We start from the raw sequence: 13,865 nt of genomic DNA, 5'->3' as shown, positions 1-13,865 counted from the left end.
GAAGCAGGCTGGTCCTGGTTCTATCGACCTGCTTTCATCGTCAAAGATCCAGCACCAGCCTCTTCGACTTCGCGCGCGAACAACACGGCAGGAACTGGTCGTTGCGAGCCTGTTCCTCGGGCGACAGAAAAAGATCGCGATGGTCGGGCTCACCATCGATCACGCGCGTGATGCACGTCCCGCAGATACCCTGTTCGCACGACACGGGGACATCCACGCCGGCATCGGCGAGCGCCTGGGCCACAGACCGGTCCGCAGGGATCGGCACGACACGTCCAGAGCGCGAGAGGCAGACTTCGAAAGGCCCATCGTTGCTGGTGTCGACGGGCGCCGCCGAAAAGAACTCATAGTGCAGTTGCTGCTCTGGCCAGCCCAGCGAGCGGGCCTTATCGAGCACGGCATTCATGAACCCTTGCGGCCCGCACACATACAGATGCGCATCGGGCTGCGGCTGTGCGAGCAACGTCTGCAAGTCGAGACGCTGCGCAGCGTCGCCATCGTCGAAGTGATACTGGACCTGCGCTGCCCAGGGCGATCCCGCAATCCGTTCGATGAAAGCTGCGCGTGAACGCGAACGCGTGCAGTAGTGCATCTCGAACGACGTGCCCGCGTCGCCCAGGTGCTCGGCCATGCAGAGCAGCGGCGTAAGGCCGATGCCGCCCGCGAGCAACAGATGCTTCGCGTCGCCGTGCGCGAGCGGGAAATGATTGCGCGGCACGCTGATGCGAATCTCGTCGCCTTCGTGCACGGACTCGTGCATGCCCGCCGAACCGCCGCGCGACTGTTCATCGCGCAACACGGCGATCTGATAGCGCCGACGGTCCGCAGGCGAATTGCACAGCGAGTACTGCCGGATCAGACCGCCGGGAACATGCACGTCGATATGCGCGCCCGCGTCGAACGCAGGCAGCTCGTACCCGTCGAGACTCGCGAACTCAAAGCTGACAATACCCTCAGCTTCGATGCTGCGTCTCGCGACGCGCACGGTAAGTGTGGAATCGTTCATGCTGACCACCCATTACATGATCGACAGGCCGCCATCGACCATCAGTGTCGTGCCCGTGATGAAAGATGCCTCGTCGCTTGCGAACCAGAGAATCGGCCACGCAATTTCTTCGGGCGCAGCCCAGCGACCGATCAGCGACGTGTCCTGCCGCTGCGTCTTGAGCACGTCGACGCTCTTGCCCGCTGCACGCGCGCAGTTGACGTGAAAGTCGGTCAGCGTGGAGCCGGGGCAGACGGCGTTGACACGCACACCGTGCGCCGCTTCCTCGAATGCGAGCGTGCGCGTCATCGCGAGCATGCCGGCTTTGGTGGCGTCGTAGAGACCCATACCCTTGCGGCCCGTCACCGCATAGCACGACGACACGTTGACGATGCTCGCGCAAGCCGACTTGCGCAGCAGCGGGAGCGCGGCCTTGCAGTAGTTCGACGTTCCGATCAGATTGACGGACACCATGCTTTGCCATTCGGCGGGTGTCGCCTCGGCGAGCGCGCTGTAGTTGCGCATCGCGGCGTTGTTGACGAGCACGTCCAGACGATCGAACGAACGGGCGGCAAGCTCGGCCGCGGCGGCCGCCTCGTCCGCGTTCGACACGTCGGCCAAAAAGGTCTTCACCTTCGCGGAGGAATCGTGCTGAAGCAGTTCATCGGTGACGCGAGCCAGCGCTTCGGCGTTCGCGTCGACCAGCACCACAGCCGCGCCCTCGTCGCTGAAGACGCGCGCCGTCGCAGCGCCGATGCCTCCGCCGCCGCCTGTGATCAGCGCAACCTTGCCTTGAAGTCTTGTACCTTGCTGCATTTCATGCCGGCGCAATGCCGGCCTCCTTGTCGCGAATCAGGAACGATGCCCCCGCGGCCGGACCTGCGTCCGGCCCGGACGATCAGATCGAGTAGATCGGTTGACCCTTGCCGTCTGCAAGGTGGATGGCCGCCCATTCCTGTGGCTTCTGACCGCGCGGCAACAGCGCGCCCGCTGCGCGCACCCGCTGCTGATCGGCGTTGATGGCGGGCGGATCGGTATCGGGAAGCAACGCGGTGGCCGCTTCGTAAAGCATGCGGCGCGCCATCACGATCGCGCGGTCGGTCGGCAGCAGCTTTTCCTTGCTGTGGTCCTGGATCGGCCCCATGCTTTCCTGCAGCGACGCATCCTGCATCGCGAAGCCGAACACGCCCGAATATGCGCGCTTGTCCTTCTGCGCCTGGCGGTCGATCAGGTAGTCGTTGTCCTTGTTGGCCCTGGGCCGGAACGTGCCGGGCTCGTACTCGCAGTGAATGCCCTTGCCGGCGTTCAGATCGGCCAGCTCCTGTTCGCTCAGTGGACGATCCGGGCGGAAGTTGACGCTCCAGGCCCAGCAGTTGTGATCGTCGATCGGCACCCACACGTGACCCGCCAGCGAGTGATCGCCGAAGGGCGGGATCAGCGTGTACCACGGGAACAGCCACTGCGTGACGCGCCAGTAGTACGAGTCGGGTTCGCCGTTGCGACGGCCGAAGAGCGTCAGGCCGAACGGCTGCTTCTCGATTTCGAAGATCACATTGCCATCGGCCTTGATGTAGTCGAGCGCCTTGGTGCCCTGGTGCATCGGATCGTCGTCGACTTCATAGCGGTGCACGTACGAGACATGGCTCGTGTCGATGCCGCCTTCCATCGCCTGCAGATAGTTCGATTCCTGCAACCGCTTCGACACGAACACATGGCTGTCCGGCAAATTGCACCACTCCAGATCGGGCGGCGCCGGCTGGCGGTCCTTCGGTCCCATGTACGCCCAGACAATGCCACCGCGCTCGATGCACGGATACGCGGTGATGCCCATGTGCTTGCACGCCTGAGGCGCGGACGGCACGTCGACGCATTTCCCGTCGCGGTCGAACTTGAGGCCGTGATACGCGCAGCGAATGCCATTCTCCTCGTTACGGCCGAAATACAGCGATACGCCGCGATGCGAGCAGAACTCGTCGATCAGCGCGGCTTTGCCTTCCGAATCGCGAAAGGCGAGCAGCTTTTCACCGAGGATCTGCACGCGCACAGGCGGACAGTCGGGTTCGGCGATTTCGCTCGCCAGCAGTATCGGCACCCAGTAGCGGCGCATCAGGTTGCCCATTGCCGTACCCGGGCCCGTGCGCACGAGTGTTTCGGACATGTTCTTGTCCATGTTCATCCTCCAGATCGGTTGCGGCGTTGTCCGCTGTGTGAGATTGTGTTTTCATTCTACGGACAGTTTGAGCGAAGTCAAGTTTCATTGGCAGTGACTTTCTCTACAATGTGCAAACGGCACGCTCCGATTTAGAAAGGAAATTGCAAATGCAAGAAAAAAAATCGCACGAAAATGTGCGTGCGGTGGAAAGAGCGCTAGAAATACTTCTTGCGTTCAGGCCGGGGGACAAGCAACTGACCGTCGCGGAGCTGCTCACGCGCGTGAACCTGAGCCGGCCGACGCTGTATCGGCTGCTGAACACGCTCGAGCAAAAGGGTTTTCTCGCGTCGACGGGTGAACCGCAGCGGTTTCACCTTGGAAGCGCTGTCGCACAGCTGGCGCACGTGTGGATGAGTGATCACAGCATCGCGGAGCTTGCGCAACCGATGCTGCGAAATCTTTGGGCGGAAACGTCGGAGACGGTGGCGCTGTTCGTGCCCGACGGCACGTATCGCGTGTGCGTGGCCGAGCTGGAGAGCCCGCAGCCGCTGAGTTTCCGGCGAGGTGTCGGCTATCGCGAGAAGCTGGTACTCGGCGCGAGCGGGCGCACCATCCTCTCGCAGATGCAGCTTTCCGCGGATGAACTGCGCCCGTATCTCGCCGATCCGGAGCAGGATGTGTCGACGCTGCTCGCGGACATCGAAGCGATCCGCGCGCAAGGCTACGGAACGAGCCGCCATGAACTGATTGAAGGCGCGGTCGCCGTCGCCGCGCCGTTCTTCAACGGGGCCAATCAGATTGCGGGCTCGATTTGCATCTTCGGTCCCAGCGTGCGTGTCACGGACAACCGCGTCACGCAGTTTGCCGAGTTGCTCAAGCGCGAGGCGACCAACCTGTCGCGCGCATTGGGGCAACAGGCCGCTTAGGTTTCAGGTACTTCGTTGCTCAGGCGACGCTCGGCGCTTCTGCAACGCGGTCGAGCGCAGACTGCTGCCGATACGCAGCACCCGCATGCCGCTCAGGCAATCTGTCGCCTGCGTTGAATAGCTTGTGACGCAACGAGCCGTCCGCATAAGCCGTCTTGTAGATGCCGCGATCCTGCAACTCGGGAACGACGAGATCGACGAAATCGGCGTAGCTTTCGGGCACGACGGTACGGCTGAGATTGAAACCGTCGACGTCCGCTTCGTCGGCCCATTGCTGGAGTTCGTCGGCGATCTGCGCGGGCGTGCCGACGATCGCCGGATAGCGCCCGCCCAGCGCGAACATATCGAGCAGCTTGCGACGCGTCCAGCCGTGCGCTTTCGCCGTGCGAGCCGCCGATTCGATCGCGTTGCCGGGCGCGTAGTCGATCGGCTCGTCGAGATCGTACTGCGCATAGTCGATCCCGGTGCTCGCGGCGAAGTGCGCAAGACCCGCCTCGCGGCTCGCGTAGTGCAGATAATCTGCGTGCTTGTCATGTGCTTCGGCGTGCGTTGCGCCCGGCACGACGGCGGCTCCGACGAATACCTTCACGTCGTCCGGACGACGCCCCGCTTTCACCAGCTCCTCGCGTAATGCGCGCACCGTTGCACGCCCCACCTCGCGATTCGGCGGCGATATGAAAACGCATTCAGCGTGACGCGCGGCGAAGCGCTGTCCACGTCCGGAGCTACCCGCCTGAAACAGCACAGGCGTGCGTTGCGGCGACGGTTCCGCGAGGTGATAGCCTTCGACGTTGTAGTACCGCCCCGCATGCCGCACGCGATGCACCTTGTCAGGCCGCGCATAAACGCGCGCGGCCTTGTCGCGAAGCACGGCATCGTCTTCCCAGCTGCCTTCCCACAGCTTGTAGAGCACGTCGAGACACTCGTCCGCGCGATCGTAGCGTTCGTCGTGCGGCAGTTGCGCGGCACGCCCCATCGCACGCGCGGCGCTGTCGAGATAGCCCGTGACGATGTTCCATCCGATCCGCCCTTGTGTCAGATGATCGAGCGTCGAAAAGCGCCGTGCGAGCAGATACGGCTCCTCATACGTGAGATTCACCGTCACGCCGAACGACAGATGCTGCGTAACGGCGGCCATCGCCGGAACGAGCAGCGTCGGATCGTTGACGGGCAACTGGATCGACTCCTTGAGCGTGACATCGACGTTGCGCCTGTACACGTCGTACACGCCGACGATATCCGCAAGAAAGAGCCCGTCGAACAGGCCTCGTTCGAGCACGCGCGCGAGGTCCGTCCAGTACGACAGCAAGCGGTAATCGGATGAGCGGTCGCGCGGATGCGTCCACAAGCCATGATTGATGTGCCCGACGCAGTTCATGTTGAACGCGTTGAGCAGGATTTCTTTTTTCGCCATCACAACGCTCCGTGTCGCGGCGGCAGCTTGCCGTTCAAATAGAAGTTGCCGATCGCGTTGTATTTCCAGCGCACGGGATCATGCAGCGTGTGCGTGCGCGCATTGCGCCAGAAGCGGTCGAGGCCGAGATCGTCGAGCGTCGCGGCCGTGCCCGCCAGCTCGAAGAGCCGCGAGCCCGCATCGAGCGAAACCGTGGTCGTCGCGGCCCGCGCCTCGGCGACGGCAATCGACGCTTGCGCCACCGACTGCTCGTCGGGCGCGGCCTGGGCCGCATCGACGATACGGCCCGCGCGTCTCAGCAGCGCTTCTGCCGCTCGCAGCCGCACGGCGATGTCGGCGAACTGCGCGATGGTCAGCGGATCGTCGGTTGCGCGCGCCACATTCGCGTCGATCCACGGCCGCGATTGCTCGCGCACGAAGTCGAGCGCGGCGGCAAACGCCCCGCGCGCCTGGCCGAGATCGATTGCGGCGTGCATGATCTGCGCAACGGGACCGATCGTCGTGGGCCGCTCGAGCGACGATTGAAACGGCACGACCCATTCGGGCTCGACGCGCACATGTTCGAACGTGACGGAACCGCTGCCCGTCACGCGCTGGCCGAAGCCGTCCCAGTCGTCCGTCACGGTCACGCCTTCTGCATCGCGCGGCACGAACGCGAGCCGCGTCACGTCGGCGCCCTCTTCCTCCGAGACGACGAGCGTAGGAATCCAGTGCGCGTACAACGCACCCGTGCAGTAGAACTTGCGGCCGTCGATATGCCAGCCATCGCGCTCACGCGTCAGCCGCGTGCGACGCTTGAAATCCTTGTGGCCAATTTCGGCGAGCGCATTGCCGAAGCGTTCGCCGGCAAGCACACGGTCGTAGAAGAAGCGCTGCTGTTCGGTGCTGCCGCCGACACGCAGCACTTCAAGCGCATAGAAGTGGTTCTGTGGAATCTGGCCGAGCGATCCGTCCGCAGCCGAAATGGCCGCGATCACTTCAGCGAGCGTGCCCGTATTCACACCGGCGCCGCCATGAGCGCGCGGCACGGTGATCGTCCACAGGCCGCTCGCGACGAATGCATCGAGTTCCGACCACGGCAAGCGCCGCTCGCGGTCGCGCAGCGCCGCATCGCGCGCGAACTCGCCAGCGAGCCGCCGCGCGACGTCGAGCGCGTGCGCATCGTCGATGATCGAATCGGGCACGCGCGAAGGCTTGTGCTGCAAAAGTGGCAGTCGCGATTCGACGTACGCGTCCTGCGCAGATGAGAGGTCGATTGTCATCGTTCAGTTCCATGAATGCCGCGCAGGCAGCACGTGATTCAAGTGATAGTTGCCGAGCAGATGCAGCTTCCAGCGCACGGGGTCATGCAGCGTGTGCGTGCGCGCATTGCGCCAGTGCCGGTCGAGATTGTGCGCGGCGCGCGTCGCCGACGAGCCCGCCAGCTCGAAGAGCTTTTCGCTGGCTTCGAGTGCGATGCGCGTCGTCAGCACCTTCGCTTCCGCGACGGCCACCGACGCCCGCGCGCTCGCTTCGTCGTCGAGCGGCGCGGCGGCGACCTCATCGAGCGTGCGGCCTGCTTCCAGCAATACCTCGTGCGCGGCATGCAGATCGATTTCGAGGCGCCCCACGTCGGCGATGATGTACGGGTCGTCACTGGCGCGCTCGACGCCTGAATCGATCCACGGCCGCGAACGCTCGCGCACGAACGCGAGCGCGTCGGCTACAGCCGCCTGCGCGATGCCCTGATCGATGGCCGCCTGGATCAGTTGCGACGTCGGGCCATACAGACCGGGGCGATTCGCCAATTGCCAGACGGGCAGCACATCGTCGGGATCGACGGGCACGTTGTCGAAGAGCACGGTGCCGCTCGCGGTCGTACGCTGACCAAACGAGGTCCAGTCATCGACGACTGTGAGGCCCGGTGCGTTACGCGGAACCCAGACCTGCACGGGGCGCCCTTCGTCGTCCGTTGCGCGCGCCGGCACGCGATGCGCGAAGAGCGCACCTGTCGAATAAAAGCGGCGGCCGACAAGACGCAATCCGTTCGGCGTTTTTTGCAAACGCGTCGTGCCCTGCAAGATGGTATTCGCCGCCGACGAGCGGCGCTCCGGGCCCGCGTTGCCGAGCCGCAGGCCGCCCAGCACTTCGCCGTAGAAGCGCGCCTTCTGCTCGGGCGAGCCGGCTTCGCGCAGCAGACCCAGCACGCCGAAGTGATTCTGCGGAATCTGCCCGAGCGCCGGGTCCGCTTCGCAGAGGATCACGAATACTTCGGCGAGCGTCGCATATGACACGTCGGCGCCCCCATATTCGCGCGGCACGGTGATCGCGCCGAGTCCGCTTTTCGACCACAGGTCCAGTTCGTCCCACGGAAGCACGCGATCGCGGTCGCGCCGCGCGGCTCCCTCTGCAAACGTTGAAGCGAGCTTATGTGCAGCGGCGAGTGCTTCTGCGTCGTCGGCGATGCGGTGTACTTCGTCAGGATCGAGCGGCCGCGCAATGCGGTCGCCGTTTGGAGGGCTTTCGATATCTGGCATGGCGTTCTGATTGAGCGACTAGAGTGCCCGTCATGCGTGCCCACGCTCCTGCCACATCGCAGATGAAGAGCCGCACAGCGGGTCCAGACATCCATTGAACCAGCGCCTTGCGTTACCGCCTACCAGCAATTTCAGGAATGCTTATCCGCGTTCGCGAATTTGCTTTGCAGCGGCCGGGCCCGATCGGCTTGCCGTTCTCGACGATGTTCGACACGAACAGCACTTCGGGATGACCGGCCAGCGCGAACTGATGCAGCACGTGAATCTGCGGTGGCCCGAAGTGGCCGCTGAATGCGATGTGTTCTTCGGGCGTGATGCGCTGATCGCGCTCGGACATGACGTGTCGACGTACGATCCCGATGGCCCGCTGCCCGACATTCCGGAGAGCAACGCGAGCAAGAGCGCGCGGCAACGCGTCGTCGACTGGCCGCGCGCCGAACAGCTGAGCATTCGACAACTCGCGCAGCGCATCGGCGGCTACTCGGGTCTGGAAATGGTCGACACGCCGGCGACGATCGCCGATCAGATGGAGCAGTGGTTGATCGAACGCGGCTCGGATGGCTTCAACGTGATGTTCCCGTATCTGCCCGGCGGGCTCGACGATTTCGCCGACAAGGTCGTGCCCGAACTGCAACTGCGCGGGATTTTCCGCCGTGCGTACGAAGGCACGACGTTGCGCGAACATCTTGGCTTGCCGCGTCCGGAAAACCGGTTCTTTGCTTCTTCACGCACCTGGAGTCGCCCGGGACGCGGATCGCGAACGAACCCGTCCCGATTGGGCATGCGGATCAAAGCGAGTGAATGCGCGTCGAGGCGCGCATCGTCGGGCACGATGCCGTTGCGATTCAGTATCCACGGATTCGCCGCATAGACTTCGACGACGGCCGGCTGTTCGATGACGACTTCGCTCATGATCCGTCACTCGGGTTCGATTTCGCCGATCATGTAAAACATGTCGAGCGTGTATCCCATGTTGAAGTAGCCAGCACGTGCATAAGCGGCGATACGTTCGAGGCGCTCGGCGTCGTCGCGTGGCGAGAGCCTGTCGTGCATGTCTTTATCGTGCGTCTCTTTCTGGCGGGCCGCGACGCGTCGCGGCCTCGCATGCAGCCGATGCCGCGCGGCTTCCAACGGCTCGAAAACGGCATGACGGTAAAACGCTGCGAGGTTCATCGACATGATGTGCCCTCCTGCTTGTGGCCTCATCATTGAATCTAGTCAGTGGCGCGTCCATGTGCAAACAAGCATTTGTGCAATGCTTTGCAATGCGCGCGGATGCACCGCGTCGAACGCATGCCGCGCGTGTCGTGGTGTCGTGGTGTCGTGGTATCGCGACTATCGGCAACCGCAAGCGGCGGCGTGCGCTGGAGCAGCCTCGACCGCCCGATAGTCTTCGCCGTCGATGTCGTAACCCGACGGCTCCCAGCGGATCGCGAGCAGCACCAGCAGTGACGTGAGCGGCGCGATCGCGATGACCCAGAACACTTTCGTGCCGAGCGCGCCCGCCAGCACCGGGAAGAGAAACAGCGAGATCGTCGATGCCGTGCGCACGAGTGTCTGATTGAACCCGACACCGATGCCGCGCAACGATGTCGGGTAGCTGAGCGACGCATAGGTCATCGAATGCGAGCCGGGGCCGAAGCCTTGCCCGAACAGGTAGCCACCGAGCAGCAGGATTGCCGCCGCGACCAGCGCGCCGCCGCTCGGCCGCCCGATCAGCGCGAGTCCGATCAGCGAGACGAATTGCAGCGCGTGGCCGAGCACGGTCATCTTCCAGGCGCCGACTGTCGGCGCGGTCCGCACGCCGATCAGTCCGCCCACGAATGCGAACAGCAGATTCAGCGTGAGCGATGCGACGATCGTCGTCAGCGGGCCCTGCGCGAAAAAGCTCGTGATGATGACGGGCAGGCCGAAGATGATCGCGTTGTAGCCGAACGACGACGCGCTGCCGATCACGGCCGCGAGAATGGTGCGCCTGCGATACGTGCTGTTGAAGAGCACGCCATAGTTGCGCCACGAAGCACGGCGCGGTTCGCTCGCGGAGATCGCAGACGTTACGGTCGCTACGCTGCGCTCGACGACCGCATCGACGCCATATGAGCGCTTCAGAATGCGCGCCGCCCCTTCGAGATCGCCCTGATTCGCGGCCCACACGGGCGACTCGCTGATATAGCGGCCGCGCACCAGAATGATCGCGAGCGCGGGCACGGCGCCGAACGCGAGCGTCAGCCGCCACAGCCAGCCCAGGTGCTGTTCGGGCAGGATCGCGTACAAGCCGAGAATCAGCAGGTAGCAGGTGCTGGTTGCCGCGTACCACGCGGGGCACCATGCCGCGACGCTCGCAGCCTTGTTGCCTTTGCCCGCCACGCGCGAGAATTCGGCGAGAAAGGCCATTGCAACGGGCAAGTCGAGGCCGACGCCGAATCCCATCAGAAAGCGCGCTGCGCCGAGCACCCATGCGTTGGGCGCAAGACCTGCCGCGATCGCCGCGACGACGAAGAACAGCATGTCGGCCATGAACACGCGATAGCGGCCGATCCGATCCGTCAGATAGCCGCCGAACAGCGCGCCGAGAATCGCGCCGAACGTGATCGCGGAAGAAACGAAACCCACCTGCACGGGCGTCAGCGCGAACTGTCTCGCGATGTCCTTGATGCCGTAGGCGAGGGAGGTCAGGTCATAGGCGTCGAGAAAGACGCCGCCGAGTGCAATCGCAATCACGATGCGTGCGTTGCTGCCCTTCGCGGCACCCGCGTTGACGATGCGCGAGACGTCCTGCGCGCTGCGGATGATGACGGGAACGGCGGCCTCGGCGTGTCCGGCCGAGGCATCGACGGAAGTGGACGGAATAGCGACGGTAGACATTTTGGCGATCGAACATGGAGTCAAAAGTCCCTGCATGCTAGCGACGCGTCACGCGTCTTCCAAACGACGATTCGATATATGCAAATGGCGCGTCTCATGCGATGTCCACGGCCATCGTCACGCGAGCGCTATCGTCGATTCGCTGCTTTCGATATGCGCAAACATTGGTTGGATTCGCGCGTGCGCCGACTTAACGTCGTGGGTCTGACGCGCGCGATTGCGGCGTGAACGGCTCCTGCTGACTGCGCCGCGCAGTCCGGCAAGCGGCATTCCTGACAGACATAACAGACATCAGCGACAGATGCGCAAACACGAAACACCCATCGATACCCAACCCGCCGATCTGCGCAGGCGCCGCCTCTTGCAGCGCGCCGCCGCCGGCCTGACGGGCGCCACGCTCGGCGGCATGCTCGGACCGTTCGGACCGTTCGCGAGCGGCGCTGCGCATGCGCAAGGCACGAGCAACCGGCTGCGAATCGGTTATCAGAAGTACGGCAACTTCGTGGTGCTGAAGGCGCGCGGCACGCTCGAAAAGCGGCTTGCAAGCCAGGGCGTAACCGTCCAATGGCTCGAATTCCCCGCTGGACCGCAATTGCTGGAAGGACTGAATGCGGGCGCCGTCGATGTCGGCACCGTCGGCGAGACGCCGCCAATCTTCGCGCAAGCGGGCGGCGTCGACTTCGTGTACATCGGCAGCGAGCCGTCCGCGCCGCAGGGCGAAGCGATCGTCGTCCCGCACGATTCGCCGATCCGCTCGGTCGCGCAGCTACGCGGCAAGAAGGTCGCGCTCAACAAGGGCTCGAATGTCCACTTCCTGCTCGTGAAGGCGCTGCAAAAAGCGGGGCTCGCCTACACCGACATCCAGCCCGTCTATCTGACGCCCGCCGATGCGCGCGCGGCCTTCGTGCAGGGCAGCGTGGATGCGTGGGTGATCTGGGACCCGTATCTTGCGGCGATCGAACGCCAGGGGAATGCTCGCACTCTCGCGAACGGCGATGGCCTCGTGCGCAATACGCAGTACTACGTCGCGGCCCGCAAATTCGCCGCAGCGCAGCCGCAAGCGCTGCACACGCTGCTGGAAGAAGTGAACGGCGTCGACGGCTGGGCGCACGACAACATTCCCGAAGTGGCCGCGCTGCTGTCGCCGCTCGTGGGGCTCGATACGGCGACGCTCGAAGTCGCGCTCAAACGCACCGGCTACGGCGTTCAGCCGATCACGGATGCGACGCTCGCGTATCAGCAGCAGATCGCCGATACGTTCAGCACGCTCAAGCTGATTCCCGGGCAGCTGACCGTCGCGGACGCGCGCTGGAAAACCGGCTGAACGCAGCCGGTTCCAACGCGCGGGCGAATCGATATTGCGGTCCGCTCAGAAGCCCGCAGCGAGACCATCGCGGCGGCTGTCGCTCGCGGCCACATAGCCGCGCTCGGGCTCGTTGCGGTCGAGCTTCCAGATGAACTGGCCCGAGCCGAAATCCATATAAGGATCGTCGATCGACTTGATCGTGTGGCCGAGCCCTTCGAGCGCGCGCGTCGTGTTGCGATCGAGCGTCGATTCGACGTCGATCGTGAAGTCGCGGTTGACCTTCCAGCGCGGCGCGTCGCAAGCGGCCTGCGGCTGCTGACCGTAGTCGAGCATGCGCACGACCGTTTGCAGATGGCCTTGCGGCTGCATGTCGCCGCCCATCACGCCGAAGCTCATCACGGCTTCCTGCCGGCCATCCACCTGCTGCGTGAGGAACGCGGGAATGATCGTGTGGAAAGGCCGCTTGCCGCCTTCGACGACATTCGGCGATTTCGGGTCCATCGAGAATCCGTAGCCGCGGTTCTGCAAAGAGATGCCGCTGTCCGGCACCACGACGCCCGAGCCGAAGCCCATGTAGTTCGACTGGATGAAGCTGACCATCATGCCGCGCTCGTCGGCCGCCGACATGTAGATCGTGCCGCCCGACTTCGGCATGCCGAAGCCGAAATGCGTCGCGCGCTTCGGGTCGATCAGCTTCGCGCGCGATTTTAGGTACGCGTCGTCGAGCATTTGCGCGGGCGTCACTTCCATCGAACGCGGATCGGCGACGTAGCGATAGACATCGGCGAACGCGAGCTTCATCGCCTCGATCTGCAAGTGCTGCGATTCGATGCCGTCTACTTTCATCGAACCCATATCGAACTGCTCGAGAATGCCGAGCGCGATCAGCGCGGCGATGCCCTGCCCGTTCGGCGGAATCTCGTGCACCGTGTAGCCGCGATACTGCTTGCCGATCGGCTCGACCCAGTCGGGCTGATAGTTGCGCAGATCGTCGAGCGTCATCGCGCCGCCGCATTCGCGCGAGAACGCCGCGATGCGCTCGGCAATCTCGCCTTCGTAGTACGCGCGCGGGCCCTGTTCGGCGAGCACGCGCAGCGTCTTCGCGTGTCCCGGCATCTTCACCAGTTCGCTCATTTCGGGCGCGCGGCCGCGCGGCATGAACGTATCGGCGAAACCCGGCTGGTTCTTAAGCTCCGGCACGGCGGCCGCCCACTTGCGCGCGACGATGCCCGCCACCGCATGACCGCGCTCGGCGATCTCGATCGCGGGCTCCATCAGGTCCGCGAACGGCAACGAGCCGAACTTCTTGTGCAACGCTTCCCAGCCCGCGATCACGCCCGGCACCGTCACCGTGTCCCAGCCGCGCACGGGCTGAGCGGCGAGGCCGTTGTTCTCGCCGTACTTGCGCTTGAAGTAATCGACGTTCCATGCGGCGGGCGCGACGCCCGATGCATTCAGCCCGTGCAGCTTCTTGCCGTCCCACACGAGCGCGAACGCATCGCTGCCCAGGCCGTTCGACACCGGCTCGACGACCGTGATCGCAGCGGCCGCCGCGATCGAGGCATCGACGGCATTGCCGCCTTTCCACAGCATCCGCAGACCGGCCTGCGCGGCGAGCGGCTGCGAAGTCGAGACGATATTGCGCGCGAACACAGGCATGCGCGTCGTCGGATAAGGGTTCTGCCAGTTGAAACTCGTCAT

The 13,865-nt window shown here is 64.2% G+C and carries 11 protein-coding genes and 3 pseudogenes; 3 read left to right on the top strand and 11 right to left on the bottom strand.

Annotated elements, in window-relative coordinates; genetic code table 11:
- Nucleotides 1-40 precede the first annotated feature (40 nt).
- The 3 genes from GCT13_RS36215 to GCT13_RS36205 all read right to left on the bottom strand — a co-directional run bounded on the left by GCT13_RS36215 (nucleotide 41) and on the right by GCT13_RS36205 (nucleotide 3,155).
- Complete coding sequence (locus GCT13_RS36215; RefSeq protein WP_152766595.1) at nucleotides 41-1,006, bottom strand: PDR/VanB family oxidoreductase; 966 nt, start codon at nucleotides 1,004-1,006, stop codon at nucleotides 41-43.
- 12 nt (nucleotides 1,007-1,018) lie between these two features.
- Complete coding sequence (locus GCT13_RS36210) at nucleotides 1,019-1,801, bottom strand: SDR family NAD(P)-dependent oxidoreductase (protein WP_152766635.1); 783 nt, start codon at nucleotides 1,799-1,801, stop codon at nucleotides 1,019-1,021.
- A gap of 82 nt (nucleotides 1,802-1,883) precedes the next feature.
- Nucleotides 1,884-3,155 carry an aromatic ring-hydroxylating dioxygenase subunit alpha gene (locus tag GCT13_RS36205; protein WP_152766593.1) on the bottom strand — a complete coding sequence of 424 codons (1,272 nt, stop codon included), beginning with the start codon at nucleotides 3,153-3,155 and terminating at the stop codon, nucleotides 1,884-1,886.
- 149 nt (nucleotides 3,156-3,304) lie between these two features.
- On the opposite strand from GCT13_RS36205, the gene GCT13_RS36200 reads away from it, so the two are divergent.
- Nucleotides 3,305-4,063 (top strand): IclR family transcriptional regulator, encoded by a 759-nt coding sequence (locus tag GCT13_RS36200; RefSeq protein ID WP_152766590.1) that lies wholly within the window; start codon nucleotides 3,305-3,307, stop codon nucleotides 4,061-4,063.
- A gap of 19 nt (nucleotides 4,064-4,082) precedes the next feature.
- On the opposite strand, the gene GCT13_RS36195 is transcribed toward GCT13_RS36200, so the two are convergent.
- The 4 genes and pseudogenes from GCT13_RS36195 to GCT13_RS36180 all read right to left on the bottom strand — a co-directional run.
- Nucleotides 4,083-5,477 carry an LLM class flavin-dependent oxidoreductase gene (locus GCT13_RS36195; RefSeq protein ID WP_152766588.1) on the bottom strand — a complete coding sequence of 465 codons (1,395 nt, stop codon included), beginning with the start codon at nucleotides 5,475-5,477 and terminating at the stop codon, nucleotides 4,083-4,085.
- Nucleotides 5,477-6,739: an SfnB family sulfur acquisition oxidoreductase gene (locus GCT13_RS36190; RefSeq protein ID WP_152766585.1), complete on the bottom strand. Its 1,263-nt coding sequence runs from the start codon at nucleotides 6,737-6,739 to the stop codon at nucleotides 5,477-5,479. The genes GCT13_RS36195 and GCT13_RS36190 overlap by 1 nt, the downstream gene beginning before the upstream one ends.
- Before the next feature lie 3 nt (nucleotides 6,740-6,742).
- Entirely contained in the window at nucleotides 6,743-7,993 is a 1,251-nt protein-coding gene (locus GCT13_RS36185; RefSeq protein WP_152766583.1) for an SfnB family sulfur acquisition oxidoreductase, read from the bottom strand.
- Between the two features lie 172 nt (nucleotides 7,994-8,165).
- A pseudogene (locus tag GCT13_RS36180) lies at nucleotides 8,166-8,336 on the bottom strand (TauD/TfdA family dioxygenase); the annotation flags it as partial.
- Here GCT13_RS36180 and GCT13_RS36175 point away from each other — a divergent pair.
- Nucleotides 8,316-8,717 (top strand): annotated as a pseudogene (locus GCT13_RS36175) (LLM class flavin-dependent oxidoreductase); the annotation flags it as partial. The pseudogenes GCT13_RS36180 and GCT13_RS36175 overlap by 21 nt on opposite strands.
- Nucleotides 8,718-8,728: 11 nt before the next feature.
- Here the strand turns inward: GCT13_RS36175 and GCT13_RS49845 are convergent.
- The 3 genes and pseudogenes from GCT13_RS49845 to GCT13_RS36160 all read right to left on the bottom strand — a co-directional run.
- Nucleotides 8,729-8,869 (bottom strand): annotated as a pseudogene (locus tag GCT13_RS49845) (c-type cytochrome); the annotation flags it as partial.
- Between the two features lie 42 nt (nucleotides 8,870-8,911).
- A complete protein-coding gene (locus GCT13_RS36165) occupies nucleotides 8,912-9,172 on the bottom strand; it encodes a hypothetical protein (protein WP_152766581.1) in 261 nt (86 codons plus the stop codon).
- A 156-nt stretch (nucleotides 9,173-9,328) separates the two neighbouring features.
- A complete protein-coding gene (locus GCT13_RS36160; RefSeq protein WP_152766579.1) occupies nucleotides 9,329-10,858 on the bottom strand; it encodes an MFS transporter in 1,530 nt (509 codons plus the stop codon).
- A gap of 301 nt (nucleotides 10,859-11,159) precedes the next feature.
- Here GCT13_RS36160 and GCT13_RS36155 point away from each other — a divergent pair, with 301 nt between their 5' ends.
- Nucleotides 11,160-12,182, top strand: a complete 1,023-nt coding sequence (locus tag GCT13_RS36155; RefSeq protein ID WP_152766577.1) for a sulfonate ABC transporter substrate-binding protein — start codon at nucleotides 11,160-11,162, stop codon at nucleotides 12,180-12,182.
- A 45-nt stretch (nucleotides 12,183-12,227) separates the two neighbouring features.
- Here GCT13_RS36155 and GCT13_RS36150 read toward each other — a convergent pair whose 3' ends face one another.
- Complete coding sequence (locus GCT13_RS36150) at nucleotides 12,228-13,865, bottom strand: gamma-glutamyltransferase family protein (RefSeq protein WP_152766575.1); 1,638 nt, start codon at nucleotides 13,863-13,865, stop codon at nucleotides 12,228-12,230.

The sequence above is a fragment of the Paraburkholderia franconis genome, assembly GCF_009362735.1.
In the GTDB taxonomy this organism is placed as follows: domain Bacteria; phylum Pseudomonadota; class Gammaproteobacteria; order Burkholderiales; family Burkholderiaceae; genus Paraburkholderia; species Paraburkholderia franconis.
Note: the sequence above shows the minus strand (reverse complement) of the source record. Positions and strands in the feature narration are given on the sequence as shown.